At 72.6% G+C, this 22,957-nt stretch carries 17 protein-coding genes, 1 tRNA gene and 1 pseudogene; 8 read left to right on the forward strand and 11 right to left on the reverse strand.

Going from position 1 to position 22,957, the window contains the following annotated elements; translation table 11 throughout:
• Nucleotides 1–58: 58 nt before the first annotated feature.
• The 4 genes from GSY65_RS12635 to GSY65_RS12650 all read left to right on the forward strand — a co-directional run bounded on the left by GSY65_RS12635 (nt 59) and on the right by GSY65_RS12650 (nt 7,209).
• Nucleotides 59–2,560 carry a serine/threonine-protein kinase gene (locus GSY65_RS12635; RefSeq protein ID WP_159775861.1) on the forward strand — a complete coding sequence of 834 codons (2,502 nt, stop codon included), beginning with the start codon at nt 59–61 and terminating at the stop codon, nt 2,558–2,560.
• A 3-nt stretch (nt 2,561–2,563) separates the two neighbouring features.
• Nucleotides 2,564–3,880: a PP2C family serine/threonine-protein phosphatase gene (locus GSY65_RS12640; RefSeq protein ID WP_159767418.1), complete on the forward strand. Its 1,317-nt coding sequence runs from the start codon at nt 2,564–2,566 to the stop codon at nt 3,878–3,880.
• A gap of 141 nt (nt 3,881–4,021) precedes the next feature.
• The gene (locus tag GSY65_RS12645; protein WP_159767419.1) at nt 4,022–5,368 is read left to right on the forward strand and encodes a vWA domain-containing protein; all 1,347 of its coding nucleotides are present in this window, start codon (nt 4,022–4,024) and stop codon (nt 5,366–5,368) included.
• A 167-nt stretch (nt 5,369–5,535) separates the two neighbouring features.
• Entirely contained in the window at nt 5,536–7,209 is a 1,674-nt protein-coding gene (locus GSY65_RS12650; RefSeq protein ID WP_159767420.1) for an FHA domain-containing protein, read from the forward strand.
• An 87-nt stretch (nt 7,210–7,296) separates the two neighbouring features.
• On the opposite strand, the gene GSY65_RS12655 is transcribed toward GSY65_RS12650, so the two are convergent.
• Nucleotides 7,297–8,277 (reverse strand): methyltransferase domain-containing protein, encoded by a 981-nt coding sequence (locus GSY65_RS12655; RefSeq protein WP_159767421.1) that lies wholly within the window; start codon nt 8,275–8,277, stop codon nt 7,297–7,299.
• Between the two features lie 183 nt (nt 8,278–8,460).
• Between GSY65_RS12655 and GSY65_RS12660 the strand changes: the two genes are divergently transcribed.
• Nucleotides 8,461–8,874 (forward strand): globin, encoded by a 414-nt coding sequence (locus GSY65_RS12660; protein ID WP_159767422.1) that lies wholly within the window; start codon nt 8,461–8,463, stop codon nt 8,872–8,874.
• A gap of 17 nt (nt 8,875–8,891) precedes the next feature.
• Here GSY65_RS12660 and GSY65_RS12665 read toward each other — a convergent pair whose 3' ends face one another.
• The 7 genes from GSY65_RS12665 to GSY65_RS12695 all read right to left on the reverse strand — a co-directional run bounded on the left by GSY65_RS12665 (nt 8,892) and on the right by GSY65_RS12695 (nt 18,798).
• A complete protein-coding gene (locus GSY65_RS12665; RefSeq protein ID WP_159767423.1) occupies nt 8,892–9,581 on the reverse strand; it encodes a hypothetical protein in 690 nt (229 codons plus the stop codon).
• Nucleotides 9,578–9,991: an acyl-CoA thioesterase gene (locus GSY65_RS12670; protein ID WP_159767424.1), complete on the reverse strand. Its 414-nt coding sequence runs from the start codon at nt 9,989–9,991 to the stop codon at nt 9,578–9,580. The genes GSY65_RS12665 and GSY65_RS12670 overlap by 4 nt, the downstream gene beginning before the upstream one ends.
• Before the next feature lie 2 nt (nt 9,992–9,993).
• Nucleotides 9,994–11,658 carry an energy-dependent translational throttle protein EttA gene (ettA, locus tag GSY65_RS12675; protein WP_159767425.1) on the reverse strand — a complete coding sequence of 555 codons (1,665 nt, stop codon included), beginning with the start codon at nt 11,656–11,658 and terminating at the stop codon, nt 9,994–9,996.
• A gap of 206 nt (nt 11,659–11,864) precedes the next feature.
• Complete coding sequence (locus GSY65_RS12680; RefSeq protein ID WP_236579762.1) at nt 11,865–13,307, reverse strand: Cys-Gln thioester bond-forming surface protein; 1,443 nt, start codon at nt 13,305–13,307, stop codon at nt 11,865–11,867.
• 428 nt (nt 13,308–13,735) lie between these two features.
• On the reverse strand, nt 13,736–14,209 hold the full coding sequence (locus GSY65_RS12685; protein ID WP_159767427.1) for a single-stranded DNA-binding protein: 474 nt from the start codon (nt 14,207–14,209) through the stop codon (nt 13,736–13,738).
• A 309-nt stretch (nt 14,210–14,518) separates the two neighbouring features.
• Complete coding sequence (locus GSY65_RS12690; RefSeq protein WP_236579763.1) at nt 14,519–16,192, reverse strand: YfjP family GTPase; 1,674 nt, start codon at nt 16,190–16,192, stop codon at nt 14,519–14,521.
• 947 nt (nt 16,193–17,139) lie between these two features.
• Nucleotides 17,140–18,798 (reverse strand): dynamin family protein, encoded by a 1,659-nt coding sequence (locus GSY65_RS12695; protein WP_159767429.1) that lies wholly within the window; start codon nt 18,796–18,798, stop codon nt 17,140–17,142.
• 271 nt (nt 18,799–19,069) lie between these two features.
• Here GSY65_RS12695 and GSY65_RS12700 point away from each other — a divergent pair.
• Together GSY65_RS12700 and GSY65_RS12705 are read left to right on the forward strand one after the other, a co-directional pair.
• Nucleotides 19,070–19,142 (forward strand) — tRNA-Arg (locus tag GSY65_RS12700).
• A 353-nt stretch (nt 19,143–19,495) separates the two neighbouring features.
• Entirely contained in the window at nt 19,496–20,461 is a 966-nt protein-coding gene (locus GSY65_RS12705; protein ID WP_159767430.1) for a D-2-hydroxyacid dehydrogenase family protein, read from the forward strand.
• 13 nt (nt 20,462–20,474) lie between these two features.
• Here the strand turns inward: GSY65_RS12705 and GSY65_RS12710 are convergent.
• A pseudogene (locus tag GSY65_RS12710) lies at nt 20,475–20,774 on the reverse strand (DUF2087 domain-containing protein); the annotation flags it as partial.
• 370 nt (nt 20,775–21,144) lie between these two features.
• On the opposite strand from GSY65_RS12710, the gene GSY65_RS12715 reads away from it, so the two are divergent.
• On the forward strand, nt 21,145–21,450 hold the full coding sequence (locus GSY65_RS12715) for a chaplin (RefSeq protein ID WP_159767432.1): 306 nt from the start codon (nt 21,145–21,147) through the stop codon (nt 21,448–21,450).
• A 122-nt stretch (nt 21,451–21,572) separates the two neighbouring features.
• Here the strand turns inward: GSY65_RS12715 and GSY65_RS12720 are convergent, their stop codons facing one another.
• Nucleotides 21,573–22,439: a tyrosinase family protein gene (locus GSY65_RS12720; protein ID WP_159767433.1), complete on the reverse strand. Its 867-nt coding sequence runs from the start codon at nt 22,437–22,439 to the stop codon at nt 21,573–21,575.
• Nucleotides 22,423–22,875, reverse strand: coding sequence for a tyrosinase family oxidase copper chaperone (locus GSY65_RS12725; protein WP_443043214.1), 453 nt, complete (start codon nt 22,873–22,875; stop codon nt 22,423–22,425). The genes GSY65_RS12720 and GSY65_RS12725 overlap by 17 nt, the downstream gene beginning before the upstream one ends.
• Nucleotides 22,876–22,957 lie beyond the last annotated feature (82 nt).

Raw genomic sequence — 22,957 nt, forward strand, 5'->3', positions numbered from 1 at the left:
GGACGGAGCGGGTCAGCAGTCGTGCCAGCGGCCCGGTTGCTCGGGGGCGTACGAGGACATGGGCGGCGGTGAGCTGTACTGCGACACCTGCGGTCTGGCGCCGGTCGTCTCCGCCGGCGGCATGGTGTCCTCCCCGGCGACCGGCATCACCGGGGGGCGGGGCTCGCGCGGCTCGGCTTCCAGTGCGCGGTCCGCGCGGTCGTCCGCGCGTTCCGCGCAGTCGCGGCGGTCGGTCTCGGGCCGCCTCTCGCGCGCCCTGTCGGGCACGACGACGGGCCGTTCGGTGTCGGTGCGCAGCTCCGGGAAGACGGCGAGCTCCTCGGGTCGGGCCCGGCTCGGCGCGGGTCTCGTGCAGGTGCCGGAGGTGCCGCGCCCGGATCCGCGCTCGATGGTCCTGGAGACCGCGGAGGTGCCCGAGCGCAAGCGGTTCTGCTCTCGTTCGGACTGCGGCGCGCCGGTGGGGCGGGCGCGCGGTGACCGGCCGGGGCGCACGGAGGGCTTCTGCACCAAGTGCGGCCACCCGTACTCGTTCGTGCCGAAGCTGCACGCCGGTGACATCGTGCGCGGCCAGTACGAGGTCGTGGGCTGTCTCGCGCACGGCGGCCTGGGCTGGATCTACCTGGCGATCGACCGGGCGGTGTCGGACCGCTGGGTCGTGCTGAAGGGCCTCCTCGACACCGGGGACCAGGACGCGATGGCCGCCGCGATCTCCGAGCGCCGCTTCCTCGCCGAGATCGAGCACTCCAACATCGTCCGCATCTACAACTTCGTCGAGCACCTCGACCAGCGGACGGGTTCGCTGGACGGGTACATCGTCATGGAGTACGTCGGCGGCAAGTCGCTGAAGGAGATCGCCAACGGCCGCCGCACCCCGGACGGCCGCCGCGATCCGCTGCCGGTCGATCAGGCGTGCGCGTACGGCATCGAGGCGCTGGAGGCCCTCGGGCACCTCCACAGCCGCAACCTGCTGTACTGCGACTTCAAGGTCGACAACGCGATCCAGACCGAGGACCAGCTGAAGCTGATCGACATGGGCGCGGTGCGCAGGATGGACGACGACGAGTCGGCCATCTACGGCACGGTCGGCTACCAGGCGCCGGAGGTCGCCGACGTCGGCCCGTCCGTGGCGTCCGACCTGTACACGGTCGCCCGTACGCTCGCGGTGCTGACCTTCGACTTCCAGGGGTACACGAACGTCTTCGTGGACTCCCTGCCCGACCCGGACACCATCGAGGTCTTCCGCCAGTACGAGTCGTTCTACCGGCTGCTGGTGCGGGCCACCGACCCCGACCCGGCCCGCCGGTTCGCCTCCGCGCAGGAGATGTCGGAGCAGCTCACGGGGGTGCTCCGGGAGGTCGTGTCCCTTCAGACCGGCCGCGCCCGGCCGGCGCTGTCGACGCTGTTCGGCCCGGAAGTGCGCGTCACGGACACGGAGTTGTTCGCGCGCCTGGACGGGGACGTGTCGCGGCTGGGGACGCGGCCGGTGCCGCCCGGCAGGCTCCCGCGGCGGGGCAGGACCGCCGCCGGGAACGGGGGCCCGGCCGCCGGTACGCCCGCGCCGCTCACCGGCGGCACGGATCCCTCCGCCTCCGCACGGCTCACCAAGCCCCTGGACACGGCCGCCGCGGCGCTCGCGCTGCCCGTGCCCCGCGTGGACCCGGGGGACCCGAACGCCGGGTTCCTGGCCGGTCTCATCGCCTCCGCGCCCACCGAGCTGATCACGGCGCTGCACGCGGCGCCCACCGGCTCCCTGGAGCTGCGGCTGCGGGAGCTGCGGGCCCGCCTGGAGATGGGCGAGTTCACCATCGCCCTGACCACGCTGGACGCCCTGGAGCGGGACCACCCCGACGACTGGCGGGTGGTCTGGTACCGGGGGGTGGCCGCGCTCGCGACCGGCGACCACGAGAACGCCGCGCTGTCCTTCGACGCGATCTACGACGCCTTTCCGGGCGAGCCGGCCCCCAAGCTGGCCCTGGGTCTGTGCGCCGAGGTCCTCGGGCAGCTCGACAACGCCGCCGAGTACTACCGGCTGGTGTGGACGACCGACCCCAGCTTCGTCAGCGCCGCGTTCGGGCTGGCCCGGGTGCGGCTGACCGCCGGGGACCGGCGGAACGCGGTGCTCGTCCTGGAGTCCGTGCCGGAGGCGTCCATCCACTACACCGCCGCCCGGGTCGCCGCCGTCCGGGCGCGGCTGAGACACCGTACGGAGTCGACGCTCGCGTCCGGGGCCGCCCCGGGCGCGGCGTTCCTGGACGACCTGACCGCCGCCGCGGGCCAGGTCGAGGCGCTCGGCGGGTACGGTCTGGACGCGGTGCGCCGGGAGCAGTTGTCCACAGAGGTCCTCGGCAGCGCCCTGGACTGGGTACTCTCCGGTAGCCAGGGCGCCGTGGCCCCGGCCGGCGGCGAACGGATGCTGCTCGGCAGCGCATTGGACGAGCGTGGCCTCCGCTTCGGACTGGAGCGGGCGTACCGCACGCTGGCCCGGCTCGCGCAGGGCGGCGAGGAGAGGATCGACCTGGTGGAACGTGCCAACCGTTACCGCCCCCGGACGTGGGTGTAGTTCATGTCGCAGATGCCCCAGCCGACCGCGCTGACGAAATGCCCGATCTGCGAGTGGCCCCTCGCCTCGGACGACCGCTTCTGCGGTGCGTGCGGCCACGACCTGTCGGCGGTGCCCGCGCCGCCGGAGGACCACCCGACCCTGACGATGAACGGGACGGCCGGTGACGCGCCGGACGAGGCCGCGTCCGTGGCCTGGCCCGTCGCCTCCGAACCCAGTGCGGGCACACCACCGCCGGTGGTCCGCCCCACCGACATCCCGGGCACCGACTCCGGCGGTGGCGAACTGTCCGGCCCCGGCCGCGGCGTGCGGTTCGACCGGCCCAGCGAGCCCGAGGAGTACCCGCTGGCCGCGCCGCAGCCGCCGGACCCGCGCACCACGGACCTCGCGACCCCGTCGGCCGGCACGAAGCTGTGCGTGGCCTGCCGCGCGGGCCAGGTCGACCGGGATGGCTACTGCGAGAACTGCGGTCACGCACAGCCACGTGAACGCGACCACATGGAGCAGGAGTTGGGCGCGGTCGCCGCGGTCAGCGACCGAGGACTGCGCCATCACCGCAACGAGGACGCGTTCGCCGTGTCCTCGACCGCGCTGCCCGACGGCTCACCCGCGGTCGTCGCGATCGTCTGCGACGGCGTGTCCTCCGCGACCCGCCCCGACGACGCCTCGCTCGCCGCGGCCCGCGCCGCGAACGAGACGCTGCTGGAGTCCCTGCCTCGCGGCACGCACCCGCAGCAGGCGATGCACGACGCGATCGTCGCCGCGTCCCGCGCGGTGAACGCCCTCGCCGACGAACCGGAGACCGCCCAGGAGCACGCCCCGCACCAGAACGCGCCGGCGTGCACCATCGTCGGCTCCGTCGTCACGCCCACCCTGCTCGTCGTCGGCTGGGTCGGCGACAGCCGCGCCTACTGGGTGCCCGTGGACCGCGGCGCGCCCTCGGCCCGGCTCACCGAGGACGACTCGTGGGCAGCGCAGATGGTGGCCGCGGGACTGATGAACGAGGCCGAGGCGTACGCCGACGAACGCGCCCACGCGATCACCGGCTGGCTCGGGGCGGACGCGTACGAACTGGAGCCGCACACCGCTTCCTTCAAACCGGACCGGCCGGGTGTGGTGGTGGTGTGCACCGACGGACTGTGGAACTACGCGGAGGCCGCCGAGGAGATGGCCGAGGCCGTCCCCCTCGACGCGGCCCAGCGCCCACTGCACTGCGCACAGGTCCTCGTCGGCCGGGCCCTGGACGGGGGCGGCCACGACAACGTAACAGTGGCCGTCCTGCCGTTCCCGGCCCCGCCCCAGGGGGCAGGATCGGCCTGAGGACGCTCGCGGGGCGGGGACTCGCGGGCACCTCGGCGGCCGGAGGGAACGGCCGACGGACCGGAGGGGACCGGTCCGGGCAGAGGCACGCACAGTCATCACCCCACGTGCTGTGGGGCCGCTAGGGGGAGCAGATCAGGCATGGCCATTTTCTCGAAGTCGAACGTGCCGCAGTTCTCGGTGGACGTGTACCAGAACGAGTACCTGCCGGAGGGCGGCCGCGAGGTCAACGCGATCGTGACGGTGAGCGCGACGGGCGGCGGCACCGTGGGCAGCGCGGTCACGGCGCCGCACCTCTACTCGCCCGGCCAGGGCCCGTCCGCCGCCGTGGCGATCATGGTCGACTGCTCGGGGTCGATGGACTACCCGCCGACCAAGATGCGCAACGCCCGCGACGCCACGGCCGCCGCGATCGACACCCTGCGCGACGGGGTCCACTTCGCGGTGATCGACGGCACACATGTGGCCCGCGAGGTCTACCCCGGCGGCGGCCGGCTCGCCGTCGCCGACCCCGCCACCCGGGACCAGGCCAAGCAGGCCCTGCGCAGGCTCAGGGCGGGCGGCGGCACCGCGATCGGCACCTGGCTGAGGCTCGCCGACCGGCTGCTCGCCTCGGCCGACGTCGAGATACGCCACGGCATCCTGCTCACCGACGGCCGCAACGAGCACGAGTCGCCCGAGGACCTGCGGGCCGCGCTGGACGCCTGTGCCGGACGGTTCACCTGTGACGCGCGTGGAGTGGGAACCGACTGGGAGGTCAAGGAGGTCACCGCGATCGCCTCCGCCCTCCTCGGCACCGCCGACATCGTCGCCGACCCGGCCGCCCTGTCCGCCGACTTCACCCAGATCATGGAGGCGACCATGGGCAAGGAGGTCGCCGACGTCGCCCTCCGGCTGTGGACACCGGTCGGCACCCGGATCAAGTACGTCAAGCAGGTCGCCCCCACCGTGGTCGATCTGACGGACCGTCGCACGGAGGCCGGCCCGCGCGCCGGCGACTACCCGACCGGCTCCTGGGGGGACGAGTCCCGCGACTACCACGTGTGCGTCGAGGTCCCGCCCGCGTCCCTCGGCCAGGAGATGCTCGCCGCCCGTGTGTCCCTGGTCATCCCGCAGTCCGACGGCGGCGCGCAGAACCTCGGCGCCCAGGGTCTGGTGAAGGCCGTGTGGACCGACGACATGGCGGCGTCCACCTCGATCAACCCCCAGGTCGCCCACTACACGGGTCAAGCCGAACTGGCACAAGTCATCCAACAGGGTCTCGATGCGCGTAAAGCGGGAGATGTCGACGGAGCGACGGCCAAGCTGGGGCGGGCCGTGCAACTGGCGAGTGCGTCGGGGAACGCGGATACTGCGAAACTGCTTGCGAAGGTGGTGGACGTGGTCGATGCGGCGACAGGTACTGTGCGACTGAAGGCGAAGGTCACGGAGGCCGACGAGATGACCCTCGAGACCCGGTCCACAAAGACTGTTCGTGTAAAGAAGTAGACAAGCAGTAGCAACAGCAGTAGCCGAGAAGTACCGCGAACACCGAGTAGTACCGCTGCGAGAGAGCCTGGCTCCCCACCGGGGATCCGGACACGCTCGGCCAAACCGGCCCGTCGCGGCCACAGGACCCGGCCCGAGTGCCGGAAAGGAGAGGGGGAAGCGCCGACATGCCGACCTGCCCGAACGGACACCAGTCGGGTTCCGACGACTGGTGCGAGGTCTGCGGTCACCGTATGGCCGGTGCCGTACCCCCGCCGCCCCCGCCGCCACCGCGCGCCGGTTACGGATACCCGCCGCCCGGTTCCCCTCCGCCGCCTCCGGGCGCGGGAGGCCCCGGGGGTCCCGGCGGACGCCCGCACCTCGCCGCCGAGCCGGAGCTCTGCCCGCAGTGCCGCACGCCCCGTGAGGGCGGCGCGCCGTTCTGCGAGGAGTGCCGGTGGAACTTCCTGACCAACACGGCGACCACGTACACCCCGGCCGCGCCGCGCCCCTCGACGCCCTCCCCCGGCCCCGGCGGGCCGGGCGGCCCCGGCCAGGGTCCGGGCGGGAACCCGTCGCTCCGCTTCCAGCAGCCGCCCCCGCCCTCCTACGGCGGCGGTGACGCGTACGACTACCAGAGCTCGCGCCCCTCGCAGATGAACCGTCCCGCCGAGCCCATCCCTCCGGGCCCTCCGTACGGCTCCGAGCCGGGCCCGGGCGGACCGGGCGGGCCGGGCGGACCGGGCGGTGGCCCTGGCGGACCGGGCGGCCCCTCGGGCCACGGTGGTCCCGGTGGCCATGGTGGTCCCGGTGGTCCTGGTGGTTCCGGGCGGGCGGGTGACCCCTCCGGGTTCGGCGGCGGGCCTTCGGGTCAGCCCGGCCAGCCCGGCCAGTCCGGTCCGTCCGCGTTCGGCGGCGACCGCTCGCGCCCCGGCCCGGCGGGCTTCGACGGCGACCCCTCGCGACCGGTTCCCCCACCGCCCGGCCCGACGCCGGGTGGGCCGGGCGGCCCCGGCCTGAGCAGCCCCGGCGGTCCCGGTCTGACGGGCCCCGGCGGCTTCGGTGGTCCGGGCGGCCCCGGCGGCCGTGGCCCCGGCGGTCCGGGGCCCGGCGGCGGCCCCGGTGCCGGTGGGGCGCCCCAGGCGTTCCAGCAGTCGGGCCCCCCGGCCCCGCCCGTCTTCCCGCAGGAGACCGGGCGTCCGCAGCAGGGCGGTCCGGGTGGCCAGGGCGGTCCCGGTGGTCCGGGCCGTCCCGGTGGACATCCGCAGTCGGGTGCTCCCTCCTTCGGGGGCGACGACGACTGGGTGATCTCCCCGCCCTCGGGCGGCCCCGGTGGCTCCCGCGGACCGGGCGGTCCCGGCGGTCCCGGCGGCGCGGGAGCGCGCCCCGGCGGCTACGGCTACCCGCAGCCCGCCGTCACCCAGGCCCCGCCCGGCCCCTCGTACCAGCAGGGCCCGGCCACCTGGAGCGCGACCATCGGTCCCGACCGCGAGTACTTCATGGCGATGATGCAGCGCTCGGGCCCCGAGGCCGCCGGGCTGAACCTGCCCGCGTACTCGCCCGAGCAGCAGCGCACCCTCACCGGCAACCAGATCACCATCGGCCGCCGCCGGCACTCCACCGGCGACACCCCCGACATCGATCTGTCCGTGCCGCCGGAGGACCCGGGTGTCTCGCACCAGCACGCCATGCTGGTGCAGCAGCCGGACGGCACCTGGGCGGTCGTCGACCAGAACTCCACCAACGGAACCACGGTCAACGGCTCCGAGGAGCCCATCCAGCCCTTCGTGCCGGTCCCCCTCCAGGACGGGGACCGGGTCCATGTGGGCGCGTGGACGACGATCACGATCCGCCGGGGCTGACCCGCGAGGACATGACGATCGGGGTCGGCCGACCGGTTCGGCCGGCCCTGTTCCGCTGTCCGGGCCCCGTCGGCCGGTTCCCGGCGTTCACGACCGGGGCCAGGCGTAGGGCCCTTCCGGGTCGTCCAGCCAGGCCCAGGCGCGGTCGCCGCTGACGGTGATGCCGAAGCGCTCACGCGACGGCATGCCCTCGCGCTGCCACAGTGCGAGCGCCTCGCGCGGGTCGAGGGCGCCCGCCGTCAGGGTCAGCAGGAACCGGAAGAGATCGTGGTCCCTGACCTGTCGCGCCAGCCCGCCCAGATGCGGACGCATCCCCTCCGGCTCCCCGCCCCCGCGCAACGGCACGAAGAACGCCGCCGTCCGCAGGAACCGCCCCTCCGCGTGCTCTTCGTCGAGGACGCGCAGCGCCACCAGCCCTGTGGCCATCGGTGTCAGCACCCGTCCGCCGGGGGCGCACTGGGCGAGCCAGGCACGCGGGACCGACGGGAGCGCGCAGGTCGCGATGATCCGGTCGTACGGGGCCCGTTCGGGGACTCCGCGTGCCCCGTCCCCGGTGACGACGGTCGGGTGGTACCCGGCCGCCCGCAGATGGGCGCGCGCCGCCTCCGTGATGTCGGCGTCCAGATCGACGGTGGTGACCAGGTCGTCGCCCAGTCGGTGCGCGAGCAGAGCAGCGTTGTAGCCGGTCCCCGCACCGATCTCCAGGACCCGGTGGCCGTCCTCGACCTCCAACTCGGCCAGCATCCTCGCCATCAGGGAGGGCTGGCTGCTGGAGGAGATCAACTCCCCGTCCCGGACCCGCGTGGCCAGTGGCGCGTCCGCGTACGCGCCCCGCACCCATCGCTCCCGCCGCCGCGGGTCGCGCTCCTCGCCCCACAGCCGCTCGAAGCCGCTCGCGCCCTCGACGTAGTAGTACGGGACGAAGAGGTGCCGCGGCACCGCCGCGAACGCCTCCCGCCAGACCGGGTCGGTGTCCCAGGCGCCGCTGCGTCCGATCTCGCGCACCAGCGCCGAACGTGCCTGCGCGGCGAGGCGTTCCAGGTCGTGGTCCACAGCGTGCGTGCCCATGTGTCCACTGTGCTGCCGGAGGCCCCCGGAGGCGAGTGTCGCAGCGGACAGGTCCGGAATCCGTCGTTCGCCGCCCGCGCACATCACCCGGAAGGCGCCGCCGAACCGGGCGGGGGGTGCCACCGGATCCCGGATTTCCGCGTGGTCCTAAGCCTTGAGTCCTCCGTCCCCCCGTCTGAGACCATGGGAGACGTGAGAGAGATTCGGCGCGGCACGTTGCAGGAGCAGACCTTCTACGAACAGGTCGGTGGCGAGGAGACCTTCCGGCGCCTCGTGCGCCGGTTCTACGAGGGGGTCGCCGAGGACCCGATCCTTCGGCCCATGTATCCCGAGGAGGATCTGGGTCCGGCGGAGGAGCGCCTCGTGCTGTTCCTGATCCAGTACTGGGGTGGCCCCACCACGTACAGCGAGAACCGTGGCCACCCCCGCCTGCGGATGCGGCACGCCCCGTTCACCGTCGACCGGGCCGCGCACGACGCCTGGCTGAAGCACATGCGCGTCGCCGTCGACGAACTGGACCTCTCCGAGGAACACGCGCAGACCCTGTGGAACTACCTGACGTACGCGGCGGCCTCGATGGTGAACACCCCCGACTGAGCAGCCGAGCCGGGTGGTCAGCGGACGCTGACGTCCAGCGCGCCGAGTCCCGCGCGCCGTACGGCGATCGATCCGTACGGCGTGCGCAGGCGCAGCCACGCGCCCGACGAGAACAGTGCGGGCTCCTGCTCCTCCGCTGTGCGGCCCCGCGTGGGCCGGAGGAAGCCCAGTGACTGGGCCGCGTGCGCGGCGCGCACGGGCAGGGCAGTGTCCCCGACGGGCCGGGACCAGATCTCCCGCCCGATCCGGTCCAGTTCGGTTCGGGTGCGCCGCTCCGGCGCCAGTTCCCCCGTGCGGGAGCGGAACTCGGCGACCGCCTCGGCGACACGCGCGCGCACCGTCTCCTGGGCGGGCAGCCCCGCCACCCGGCGCCAGCCGCCGCGCGGGGGCAGCACCCCGGCCCACGGCGGGCCGGTGACGGCGTCGGGCACGACCACGGTGGCCGCCGACTCGTCGATCGTCTCCAGCAGTTCACCGGCCGACACGGTCACGTCGAGCGTGATGTCGAGGCCGTTCTCGTACGGCTTCGCCAGCCGTGCCGCCCGGATCGCCAGCACCTCGAAGGAGGGCGGTCTGCCGAAGACGGCGAGTGCGGTGCCGGCGGCCTGGAGACGCACCGCAGCACCCCGGTCGTAGTGGAGCAGCCGGGAGAGGAAGGCCGCGAGATCCGCCGCCTCCCCCTCGTCGGCGAGGTGGAGCACCGTCATGCGGCGACGGCCCCCTCCTTCTCGTCGTCCCGGTACTCCGCCAGGAACTCCCGTTCCTCCGCCGTGAGCCGACGGGGGCGCTGGGCCTCGAAGTCGAACGGCACGATCACCGTGGAGGCCGTGACGTAGACCTCGTCGGGGTCCTTGACCTCGTAGGTGATCGTGAAGGACGCCGCTCTTATCTCCGTGACCCACAGCTCGATGTCCACCGGCTTGTGCCGGTGGACGAGCTGCCGCCGGTAGTCGATCTCATGGCGTGCCACCACGGACCCCTGCTTGAAGTCCTTCTCCGGGCGGAACAGGAAGTCGATACGGGCCTCCTCCAGGTAGCGGAGGAAGACCACGTTGTTGACGTGGCCGTACGCGTCCATGTCCGCCCAGCGCAGTGGGCAGCGGTAGATGTGCCGCAAGATCAGCCCCGAGTCAGCTTCTTGTAGGTGGCGCGGTGCGGGCGGGCGGCGTCCGGGCCGAGCCGCTCGATCTTGTTCTTCTCGTACGACTCGAAGTTGCCCTCGAACCAGAACCACTTGGAGTCGCCCTCGTAGGCGAGGATGTGCGTCGCCACCCGGTCCAGGAACCAGCGGTCGTGGGAGACGACCACGGCGCAGCCGGGGAACTCCAGGAGCGCGTTCTCCAGGGACGACAGGGTCTCGACGTCGAGGTCGTTGGTCGGCTCGTCGAGCAGCAGCAGGTTGCCGCCCTGCTTGAGGGTGAGCGCCAGGTTGAGGCGGTTGCGCTCACCACCGGAGAGGACACCGGCCGGCTTCTGCTGGTCGGGGCCCTTGAAGCCGAACGCCGACACGTAGGCGCGGGAGGGCATCTCGACCTGGCCGACGTTGATGTAGTCCAGCTCGTCGGAGACGACGGCCCACAGCGTCTTCTTGGGGTCGATGTTCTCGCGGCTCTGGTCGACGTAGGAGATCTTGACGGTCTCGCCGACCTTGATGGAGCCGGCGTCCGGCTGCTCCAGGCCCTGGATCATCTTGAACAGGGTGGTCTTGCCGGCGCCGTTGGGGCCGATGACGCCGACGATGCCGTTGCGCGGCAGCGTGAAGGACAGGTCGTCGATCAGGACCTTCTCACCGAAGGCCTTGCTGAGGTTGTTGACCTCGACGACCACGTTGCCCAGACGGGGGCCCGGCGGGATCTGGATCTCCTCGAAGTCCAGCTTCCGCATCTTCTCGGCCTCGGCGGCCATCTCCTCGTAGCGGGCCAGACGCGCCTTGGACTTGGCCTGCCGCCCCTTGGCGTTGGAGCGGACCCACTCCAGCTCCTCCTTGAGGCGCTTGGCACGCTTGGCGTCCTTCTGCCCCTCGACCTTGAGACGGGACTGCTTGGTCTCCAGGTACGTCGAGTAGTTGCCCTCGTAGCCGATGGCGCGGCCGCGGTCGAGCTCCAGGATCCAGCCGGCCACGTTGTCCAGGAAGTACCGGTCGTGGGTGATGGCCACGACGGTGCCCTTGTACTGGGCGAGGTGCTGCTCCAGCCAGTTCACCGACTCGGCGTCGAGGTGGTTGGTGGGCTCGTCGAGGAGCAGCAGGTCGGGGGCCTCCAGCAGCAGCTTGCACAGGGCGACGCGGCGCCTCTCACCACCGGAGAGCTTGGTGACGGCCCAGTCGCCGGGAGGGCAGCCGAGGGCGTCCATGGCCTGCTCCAGCTGGGCGTCCAGGTCCCATGCCTCGGCGTGGTCGAGCTCCTCCTGGAGCTTGCCCATCTCCTCGAGGAGCGCGTCCGAGTAGTCGGTGGCCATCTGCTCGGCGATCTCGTTGAACCGGTCCAGCTTGCCCTTGATCTCGGCGACGCCCTCCTGGACGTTCTCCAGGACCGTCTTCGCCTCGTTCAGCGGCGGCTCCTGGAGGAGGATGCCGACGGTGTACCCGGGCGAGAGGAACGCGTCGCCGTTCGACGGCTGCTCCAGGCCGGCCATGATCTTGAGGACGGTGGACTTACCGGCACCGTTCGGACCGACCACACCGATCTTCGCGCCGGGCAGGAAGCTCAGCGATACGTCGTCAAGGATCACCTTGTCGCCGTGCGCCTTGCGCGTCTTGCGCATGGTGTAAATGAACTCAGCCAAGAGAAACCGTCCGGCAACTTGAAATCTGGCAGTGGGCAGTACCACCCATCTTGCCGCACTGCCAGCCCTCGACGGAAACCGGATGGTGAGGCCCCGCAAGAGCGACGCGGCCCCGGCGCGCTGGGGGCGTCGCCGGGGCCGCGTCGTGCGCGGACGTCACCGCGCGGTCACTCGCTGTTGAGTTGCCAAGGAACTCTGCTCGTCGGCTACTGGTCCTGCTGCTCCCGCTTGCGCAGGACGATCATCACGGCGCCGCCGATGACGACGAGAGCGATGGCGACGCCTCCGATCAACGGGGTCGCGCCGGAGCTGCCGGTCTCGGCGAGGTCGCCGGCGGAGTCGGTGACGGGGGTGCCGCCGACCGTCGCCGGGCTGGGCTCGCTCAGCGTCTGCACGGACTCGCCGGCCGCGTCGGCCTCGGTCTCCGTCCGGCAGTCGAGGACACCGCGGAACTGCTTCGCGAGGCCGTCCGCTCCCTTGATCGTGAAGTCGTAGGCCTGGTCCTCCTGGAGCGGGACGGTCACCGTGCGGGTCTCGCCCGCCTCGATGCCGTAGTCGATCCCCATCAGTTCGAAGGTGAAGGGCTCGTCACCGGGGTTGGCCACGGTGAGGTCGAGGCCGCCCTCGGCGCAGTTCTTCTCGGCGGACAGTGCGGGTATCGCGCCCGCGGTGGCCCAGGTGGCGGTGGCCGTGGCGGAGACCGTGGACGCGCTGGAGCCCGCGAGGATCTGGGTCTGGCTGCGGGTCTCGGAGGCGAAGGCACGGCCCACCGGCACGGTGGTGGAGGCCTCGACGGCCAGCTCGGCCGCGCCGTCCTCGACGTCCTCGGGCACCTCGAAGTACAGCTCGCTGCCGTCACGGGCCGAGGTCACGGCCTTGCCGTCCGCGTCGACGACCTGCACCCCGGCCGCGGCGGCGTCCGACGGCGGGGTCACCGTCACGCCGTCGGCGTTGGTGCGCACCGTGACCGGCCCGAGGCGTTCGCCCGCCCGGCCGGCGACCGCCGGCGGGTCGAGGGTCAGCGAGGCCGCCGGCTCCGACAGGTTCCGGGCGCTCTTCTCCAGGTAGTCCGCGAGCTTCTCGGCCTCCGGGTCGAGGGCCGTCACGTCGGCCCCGTCGGAGTAGCGCCAGATCGCGACCTGGGTACCGGCCGCCGCGTCCTGCTCGGTGAGCCCCTTGGCGCCCGCCTTGCCGGCGAGGGCCGCGAGGTCGTTCACCTGCGGGTAGGAGTTCTGCAGGATCCAGTTGATCTTGCCGGCGTTCTTGTTGTGTCCCAGGGACGTGCCGCTCCAGGGGGTCTCCTGGTACGTGGCGTCCTTCTGCGTGGGGTTCTGGACGTCGACGCAGTAGGTCTGCAGGGTGCCGCCGCCGTCGACGAACATCTCGAACAGGCCGGCGGGCAGTTGTTGTTCCTCGCCGTCGGTACGGAGCACGGCCGTCCCGTAGGTCTTCAGGCCGCCTATGGTGGCCGTCGCCCCGCCGGGGCTCTGCACCTTCTCCTCGTCGGCGGCGGCCGTGCCCGCGGTGACGATCGCACCCGCGACGACGAGGCCGGTCGCGAGCGACACGGCGGCGTGACGGGCCGCCCCTCGTCTGCAAGCGGACCACCCGGACGACACGGTGAACGGCGCCGAGAACGAAGAAACCACAGAATTTCCCTTCGAGCAGGACCCGTTGACGTGGGGGGTTGTGGTCCCACCAGCAGAATCAGAAGCCCCGTGAGCTATGCCCGGCATCCTAGGGATGCGGCGCTTCGCTCTTCCCAGTCGTATGGTCGGACAACCGATCCGACTCGGAATCGTTATCGCCCGCACAGGCCACGGACAGGTCTTATCGACAAATCGACGGCATTTACGTCCGGAGTGTTCGGCACGCAAGCGTCGATAAGCCGCAGTTCGCCCAGGCAGGCGTCCGGGTACGGCGCCGGGAACCGGACTCACGGACCCCGAGGACACGTCACCCACCCCTGAAGACAGGGCATCGTGCTCTACGGACACGGCAGGTTGCTCCGAAGGCACGCCATCGCGCTCTGACATCACGCCACCCCGCCCTGATGCACAGCCACCTTGCCCTGATGTCACGTCACTCCGACCGCTTCCGGACGCAGTTCGGCAACCGCGTCGATGCGTCCGCCGGGGGCCGGTGTCTCCCAGTTCGGCTCCGGCTGGGACGGGGCCGGTGCCACCGTCTCCCCCCTGGGTGTCCGGCGGAACGCGGAGGTCCCGCGCGACAGGTCGTGGCCGATCGCGACGGCGTCCACGTCCACCGAGGCCCAGCTCTGCCCGTCCCGTTGCTCGGTGCGCACCTTCAACCGCCCCTGGACCACGACCGGGTCGCCCAGCGACACGGACGACGCCACGTTCGCCGCGAGGGTGCGCCGCGCCCACACCGTGAAGAAGTTGGTGTGGCCGTCGGTCCACTCGTTCTTCTCCCGGTCCCAGTACCGCGCGGTCACCGCCAGCCGGAACCGGGCCGAGGAGCCCGTCGACAACTCGCGGCACACCGGCTGGGTCGCCACGTTCCCCACCACGCACACCATCGTCTCGTTCATCTCGCGAACCCTCCCTCGCACCGGCACCGACGCCGGCCGGACACACGTACGGGCCCGTCCCGTACGACCGCTGTCTGTCGCGGTGACCGCGCCGCTCCCGCCCCGCCGCTGCGTGCGAGGGGGCCGTCGCGCTGCGATCGCCGCGCATCCAGACTGCCGCCGCGGGGACGAGCCCGCTGAGCGCTGTGTACGACCCGCGAGTTGTGGAGAACTCCGCCACCCGAGTGGGTGAAGGTGAAGGGGCACGGCCCACGGCGTGGACCGCGCAGACGACCCGACCGGGTGAACGACGCCGGGGCAGAAGGAGACTCACCCCACCCGCGCAACCCCCAGCACCCGTCCGTACTGCTCCCGCACCTCCTGGTAGCGCAGCAACTCGGCGGCCACCGGGTCCAGCACCCGTGCCCGGCCGCACCCGGCGGCCGCCTCCCACAACCGCCGCTCGGCTTCGAGGCCGTAGCGCCGGGCCGGCCCTCGTGCCGCCAGCCTGCACGCCCACTCCACGACAGGCCCCCCGACGATGCCGATCACCATCAGCAGCACAGGAACCCCCAGGTTCGGGGACATGACACCGAAGATCTGCCCCAGCAGCCACAACCCGCCCAGGACCTGAAGCACGGTCATGGCCGCCTGGGCCAGCACCGCGGCGGGCCACCAGCCCGGCCGCGGGGGCCGCCCGGTGGGCGCCCCGACCCGTGCCGCCAGCTCGTCCAGCGCCTCGGGCAGCCCCTGCGCCCCGCGCGCCGCCGCCTCGCGCACCGCCTGCGCCCACGGCGCGGGCAACCCCGCCACCGCGCGGTCGGACAGGACCCGTACGGCCTGTTCGACGCGCTGCCGCGCGGTGGGCTCCTCGTCCACGGGCATCCGCAGGGAGTGACGTCCGGTCGGGAGGTCGCTCCGGCCCTGGTACCAGCGCCACAGCCGCAGCCACGGCGTTCCGCACGCGCGGTTGGCGTTGCGCAGCCAGGCCCGTTCGGCGGCCTCACCCGCGGCGGTGGCGCCCACCGCGTCGGCGAGCCTGGCGGCGAACTCGTTCCGCGCCCGCTCACTGAGCCCGGTGCGCCGTCCGGTCGCGTACACCGGCCACAGCCGCGCGGCGGCGGCGTCCAGATCGGCTTGGACGCGGCGGCCCGGAGCTCCCCGCTCGGCCACGAACTGTCCGAGGGCCTCGCGGAGTTCCGCCACCCCGTCGCCGGTGAGCGCGGACAGGGCGAGCACGGCGGCGCCCGGTTCGCCGTGCTCCCCGAGCGCGACCCCGTCCTCGTCGAGGAGCCGACGCAGATCGTCGAGCACCTGGTGCGCGGCTTCGCCGGGCAGCCGGTCCACCTGGTTGAGCACCACGAACATCACCTCGGCATGGCCCGCGAGAGGCCGCAGATACCGCTCGTGGAGCATCGCGTCGGCGTACTTCTCCGGATCGACGACCCAGATGACCGCGTCGACGAGCCCCAGGATCCGGTCCACCTGCTGTCGGTGCTGCACCGCCGCGGAGTCGTGGTCGGGCAGGTCCACCAGGACGAGACCGGCGAGCTGCGCCTCCGCGTCCGCGCTCTGCACCGGCCGCCGCCGCAGCCGTCCGGGAATGCCGAGCCTGTCGATCAAGGTGGCGGCCCCGTCGCTCCAACTGCACGCGATGGGCGCCGCCGTGGTGGGCCTGCGCACACCCGTCTCCGAGATCGCCACCCCGGCGAGCGCGTTGAAGAGCGTCGACTTGCCGCTGCCGGTGGCACCCGCGATGGCGACGACCGTGTGCTGCCCCGAGAGCTTGCGCCTCGCCGCCGCCTCGTCCAGCACCCGCCCCGCCTCGGCGAGCGTCCTGCTGTCCAGTCGAGTCCGTGACAGCCCGACCAGCTCGCGCAACGCGTCCAGCCGGGACCGCAGGGCGATGTCGTACGCCAGCGGGCTGACCGCCTGCGAACCGGAGGGCCTCGTCTCCATCATCGACGCCGGTGCGGCCTCCTCGGAGCCGCTCGTCTCGGACACCCGCCGCGCGATGAGGCCGTCGTCCCAGGACTCCTCGACCTCTCCACGGCCCTCGGCCTCCCCACGGCCCTCGGTCTCCCCACGACCGCCGGAGCCCCCGCCGCGCGCGGTTTCCGTACGGCCGACACCGCCGCGACCGAGCCGGTCCGCACGGCCGGAGTCGCCACGGTCCGCGCGATCCGCGCGACCGGCACCATCCGCGCGACCGGCGCGGTCCGGACGGCCAGCACGGTCGGCTTCATCCGCACGAGCGGCGCGATCGGAGCGGGCCGCTGACTCGGCGGACGCGGCGCGACGGGAGTCGGCCTTGTCGGGCGCGTCGTCACCCTTCACGCGCGCGTGGGCGCCGTTCTCGCGTCCGTCCCGGCTACCCGGGTCCTCCGGGGCCTGGTCGTCCTCCCCGCCTCGCGTGCCGTCCCTGCTCCCCCGGTCCTCCCGAGCGGCCCGGCTCCACCAGATCCCGCGCCGCTCCCGCTTGGCGGGCTTCTCCGGAGCCTGGCCTTCCTGTTCCGCGCGCCCCTCGCCGCTGTCTGGCCCCTCCGGGTCCTCTGGGCTCTCCCAGCCCTCCCAACCCTTCCAGCCTTCCGAGCCCTCCGAGCCCTCCGAGCCCTCCGAGCCCTCCGAGCCCTCCGAAGCCTCTGGGGTCTCCGCGTCGCCTTCTGCATCACGCCCCTCAGCAGTGCCGTCAGCCACGCCTACAGCCTGAGCCTCGCTCGTCCCTTCACCACCACCGGGCGCACGAGCCGCATCGGACGCCGCCGCCTCTCCAGGCTCAACAGCCCCTGCCTCAGCCGACCCCCCCGGCTCTCCCGGCCTACCCGAACCGTCGACCTCAGAGCCACCGAAGCGCCCCTCGCACCCAGGGAGGCCACTCCTCCGATCGTCGGCCTCTTCGGGGACGCCGTCCCCGGTGTGGTCCGCGTGGTCAGTGACGGCGGTCACAGCGGTCACCTCTCCTTCTGCAGTACGGACAGCGCGGCGATGAGTTCGGCCTGCGGCTCGGGATGGACGTCGAGGGCGTCGAGCGGAGCGAGACGGCGCTCACGCTCGGCGTCCAGCGCCCGTTCGAGGTACTCGGTGAGCAGCCGCCCGCCGCGGTCACGGAGCCGTAGCGCGCCGTGCGCCCCGATCCGCTCGGCGAGCCCTTCACCGGCCGCCCTGGCCCGGCGGCCGCCCAACAGGGCCGTGGCGACGAGGGCGGCGACGGCCTCGGGGTCGGGCGCGACGCCCCGGTCGAGACCGCGCACCTCCTCCTCGGCGTACTCCTCCAGGACGCGCCGCCAGCGCCGTACGGCCATCCCGATGCGGTGCTCGGTGTTCCCCGAGGTCGACAGTCGGTCCATCAGCCCGTCGGCCACAGCGGCCGGTTCGCGCCGCCACGCGTCGCGGATGCGTTCGTCGGCGGCGGTGACGGCGCACATCAGCAGCGTGGCGAGGCTCTCCACGAGCGCGTCGAGCAGTTCACCGGCGGTGCAGTCGAGCGGATAGCTGCGCCAGCGCTTCAGCGCGTCGCCCGCGAGCACGGACCCGGCCTGAAGACGCCCCTTCACGCGCGCGTGCTCGCCGTCGTAGGCCATGTCGACGGCCGAGGTGAGTCGGAGCGCGGCGGAGTACTGCTGGGCGGCGGCGCTGGCCAGCTCGGGCATCCGGGTCCGCAGCGAGTCGAGTACGCCGTGCGCGGTGCGGGCCATGGCCTGCTGCCGTGCGGCCGGGTCGGTCGCCTGCTGGGTGAGCCAGGTCAGCAGCGGTGCGACGGCGGTGGCCGGCAGCAGCCCGCCGCCCCAGGCGGACTCGGGCAGTTCCGGGACGGTGAACCGGGGCACGTCGCCGAGCCCCGCCTTGGTCAGCAGGGCCGCGTACTGGCGGGAGACCTCGGACACGACCTGGTGGGGAACCCGGTCGAGCACCGTGATGAGGGTGGCCCGGTGCTCCTTGGCGGTGCGCAGCAGATGCCACGGCACGGCGTCGGCGTACCGCGCCGCCGTGGTCACCATCACCCAGATGTCCGCGGCGCAGATGAGCTCCGCGGCCAGTACGCGGTTCTCGGCCACCAGGGAGTCGATGTCCGGGGCGTCGAGCAGGGCGAGGCCGCGCGGGAGGCTCTCTGCGGTCTCGATGCGCAGGACGCGCTCGCCGTCCCGGTCCGGGGGAAACGGCTCGTCGCCCAGGTCCTGGCCCAGTTCCTGCTGGGGCAGCCACGCGCGCGTCAGGTTGGGCAGTACGCGCATGCCGCTGAACCAGTGGTGATCCTCCGGATGACACACCAGGACGGGCGTCCGGGTGGTCGGCCGCAGCACGCCGGCCTGGCTGACCTTCCGCCCGACCAGGGAGTTGACGAGGGTGGACTTACCGGCTCCGGTCGAGCCCCCGACAACGGCGAGCAAGGGTGCTTCGGGTTGCCGCAGGCGGGGCACCAAGTAGTCGTCGAGTTGCGCGAGCAGTTCGTCGCGGTTGGCACGCGCGCGCGGGGCCCCTGCCAGGGGCAGCGGAAAGCGCGCGGCGGCGACACGGTCGCGCAAGGTGGAGAGCGCGTCGAGCAGCTGAGGCCGTACGTCCAAGGTCACCACATGCGAAGAATGCCCAATTTTGTGGACTTTCTGAAGCATATAAGTACGTCTGCGCGCCGACAGGACACACGGGATGGAGGGGATGAGAGGGGCGCAGGCATAACGAGTGCACAACACCCGAGGCGCGAGGCGCCAAAAGAGGTGCACTATTCGTACCTGCCTGCGATTATCAGGACCGCTTCACCGAACCTCCACATTGAGCCACGGAGGCGAAGCAACAGGGGCAAGGACTCGGGAGCTCTATCCTTGTCCCCGGCAACGTCACGGATCAGCCCACACCCGGGCACCACGACAGAGGCCACCACACCCGGCCCCCGTAGCTCAGTGGATAGAGCAGGCGCCTTCTAAGCGCTTGGCCGCAGGTTCGAGTCCTGCCGGGGGCGCACAGTCTCCGCCCTCCCTCCGGGAGGGCTTTTTTCGTCCGGAAATCGGCCGTGCCGGCTTCACGCGCCGACGCCGTCGGCGTGGTGCCGTTCCGGACACCGGCCGCCCCTGCGGTCCCGTCCACCGGCAGTGGCCCGCGTCCGTCCTCGGCCATCAGTACCAGTGCGCCGACCGCCCAGCCGCCGTGCACCGAGTCGTCACGTCCGGCGGAGCGTCGCGGGCCGACGGCGGCTCCCGCCGGCGGTGCCCCGTGCGCGGCGTGATCACGTTGCGGGTCCGGGCCCTGATCTCGGAGATCGTCGCTCGGTAGAGTCGGGGCGGGTCAGACCATCGATCTCCCGGAGGCGCCGACATGCGACCGCGACTGCGCTGTGCCGTGCTCGACGACTTCCAGACCGTCGCGACCGAGATCGCCGACTGGTCCCCCGTCACCGAGGACGTCGACGTCGTGAGCTTCGCGGAGCACTTCGCCGACGAGGACGCCCTCGCGAAGGCCCTGGCCGACTACGACATCGTCGTCACCCTGCGCGAGCGCGTCCCGTTCCCCGCCTCGCTCCTCGCCCGCCTCCCCCGGCTGAAGCTGCTGATCGCCTCCGGCATGCGCAACTCGGTCATCGACTACGCGGCCGCCGAGGCGCACGGCGTGACCGTCTGCGGTACGGCCAGTTCCTCCACCCCGCCCGTCGAGCTGACCTGGGCCCTGCTGCTGGGTCTCGCCCGCGGCCTGGTCACCGAGCACAACGCGCTCCGGGCGGGCGGCCCTTGGCAGAGCACCGTCGGCGTGGACCTGCACGGCGCCCGGCTCGGTCTGCTCGGCCTCGGCAAGATCGGCAGCCGAGTGGCCGGCATCGGCCTCGCCTTCGGCATGCGGGTGTCAGCGTGGAGCCAGAACCTCACCAAGGAACGCGTGGACGAGGTGGGCGTGGAACTGGCTTCCTCCAAGGAGGAGTTGCTCGCGAACAGCGACTTCGTCTCCGTCCACCTCGCCCTGAGCGAGCGCACCCGGGGCCTGCTGGGTGCCCCCGAACTCGCCCTGCTCAGGCCGACCGCCTACCTCATCAACACCTCCCGCGCCGCCATCGTCGACCAGGACGCGCTCCTCGCCGCCCTGCACGAGGGCCGTATCGCCGGAGCCGGCGTCGACGTGTTCGACGTCGAGCCGCTCCCCGCGGACCACCCGATGCGCACGGCCCCCCGCCTCCTCGCCACCCCGCACCTGGGATACGTCTCCCGCGCCAACTACGCGACCTACTACGGCCAGGCCGTCGAGGACATCCAGGCCTACCTGGCCGGTGCCCCCGTTCGCCGCCTGGGCTGAGCGGCCCCGCTCCCTACGCCGCGCCCTCGTTCCCGCCCTCCGGCACCCAGTAGTGACCCAACTGCCGCCGCAGGTGCCCCAGATCCACCAGGTACCGGCGCAGCGTCACATGGTCGACCGGCGCGTCCTCGCACCAGGCGCGCAGCCTGTCGTTGACGTCGCGCTCGGGGTAGTCGATCCCCGGCTCGAACGTCCGCTCGGCGACATGTCGCAGCACGACCAGCTTCTTCTGCCACTTGGCGGGCAACCGGACGAGCCGCCCGTCCCGCACGAAGGTCCGCAGCACGTCCTCGTCCGCCCCCACCCGTCCGCTCCGCTCCGTCTGCCGCTCCACGCCATCCACGCCGTCCACTGCCTCTCGCTCCCGCCCCCGTCGTCGTCTCCGCCGTTGTCGTTGCCGTTGTCGTTGCCGTCGTCAGCGCCGTTGTCGCCGTCGTCGTCGGCACGCGCGCGCACCGGTACCGCGGGCGTGCTCGCCCGCCGGAGGCTAGCCGTCCTTCTTCCTTGGGCGAACCGAATTTCCGCCCCGTTCGGCCCAGCCAGAAAGCGGTCTCCCCCACCTCTTCCGTGCGAAAAGGGTGATCCCCCGGGGCACGCCGTGACCCCGGATACGCGGACGCGTTGAAGGGGCGTGCGGGCCCGATCCGACGGGGCCGTGCTCACCGATCAAGAAGGAGAACGTGATGTCTCGCATCGCGAAGGCAGCCGTCGTCGCCCTCGGCACCTCGGCCGTGGTGATCAGCGGCGCCGGTCTGGCCGCGGCGGACGCGGGCGCCGAGGGCCAGGCCGTCGGCTCGCCGGGTGTCCTGTCCGGCAACCTCATCCAGGTCCCCGTTCACGTGCCCGTCAACCTGTGCGGGAACACCGTCGACGTCATCGGTGTGCTGAACCCGGCGTTCGGCAACGTCTGCATCAACGACAGCGGCGACCACCACAAGCACAAGGACGACCACAAGGGCCACAAGGCCCCGTCCGGCTACGGCCACTGACCGGAGCGACACCGAAGCAGCGACACGAAGCCCCCGACGGTGTCCGACCGCCGGGGGCTTCGCCTTGCCCACACTCGTGCTGATGGCTCGCGCCCATGGCTCGTGCCGGTGCCCTCGCCCGCTCACGCGTAGCGGTAGATGTGCCCCACGTCCTCCAGTTGCGCCGGGGTGAGCCGCCATGGCCGCATCCGCTCGTGCCGTGCGACGACCCGCCCGCGCTGGGCGTTCCCGCGGGGCGGCGGTGCGGCCGGCAGGTAGTGGGCGTCCGGATGGCGTCGCTGCCAGCGTGTCCACAGGAGGTCGACGAAGGCGTGGTGGAGCCAGAAGACGGGGTCGTTCACGGAGGCGCCGCCCACCATGTGCCCGCCGACCCAGCGGTGCACCCGGTTGTGGGTGAGCCACGACGTGTTGCCGGTCCCCCGGCCCCACCCTTCGAGCCGGTTGCGGAAGCCCCCGCTGGACATCGAGTTCCAGGGCGCCTTGTCGTAGACGGGGTCGCTCAGGACGGCGTCCAGATCGCGGGCGGTGGGCAGGCCGACCGGGTTGCGGGGGTAGCCGAAGTCGCGGGTGAGGTACTCGATGTCGGTGAGTCCCTCGGTGATCGTCCACCTGCCGTGGACGAACGCGAAGGGCCCCGTCATCACCTGGTGGTCGGACCGGCGCCCGTTGCCGCCGAGGAGGTCCTCCGTCCACGGCACCGACGTCGTCGTACGGTTCCGGGTCCAGTCCCAGTACGGCAGGGTCACCGAGTCGTCGACGCGGCGCAGCGCCGTCTCCAGGTCGAGCAGGAACCTGCGGTGCCAGGGCAGGAAGGACGGCGCCATGTGGGCGGTGCGCAGGCCGCCCTCGCCGTCGGCGACGTAGTGGTCGATGTGCATCCGGACGAACTCGTCGTACTCACCGCGCTGCTTCAGCTCCAGCAGCGCGGCGACGAACCGCCGCCGCTCGCTTCGGGTGAGGGTGCTGACGTCCCTACGCGTGTACACCATGACCGGCCGCCCCCTCCGCGCCCGTGGTGCGCAGTCGCTGTGTGTCCCCCAGCTCGTCGACGGCGGCGCGGGTCGCGGCGAGGGCCGTCGGGTAGGAACGGTAGTGGTCGATCATGCTCAGATACGTGCCGTCGGCGCGTCGCATGAGGTGCAGTGGACGCCCGTCGACGGTCACGTACCAGTCGCCCGGGGTCCGCTCGGTGGCGCCGAGGTAGGCCACCTCGCGGGTGCCGACCCTCTCGCCCCGGATACGGCGGCCCCGGTACGTCTCGTCGAAGGAGGTCCCGTCGGGGTGTGCCGGGCGCCGGGGCCACGCGGCGACGACGGGGGCGACGGCCAGGGCGAGGGCCGACACGCCCAGGGCGCGCAGGGCGTTGCGCCGGGTTCTCGTCCGGGCGGGGTCCGGGGGCACCGTCACTCTTCTGGCGAACAACACTCTCTCCTGGTCGGTTCGGTGGCGGTGACCTCCCGGTGACCGGGCCCGGGCCGTGCGGCGCCGGGCCTCGCCCCGTCCGCGG

This window comes from Streptomyces sp. HM190 (assembly GCF_009857135.1).
Lineage (GTDB): Bacteria > Actinomycetota > Actinomycetes > Streptomycetales > Streptomycetaceae > Streptomyces > Streptomyces heilongjiangensis.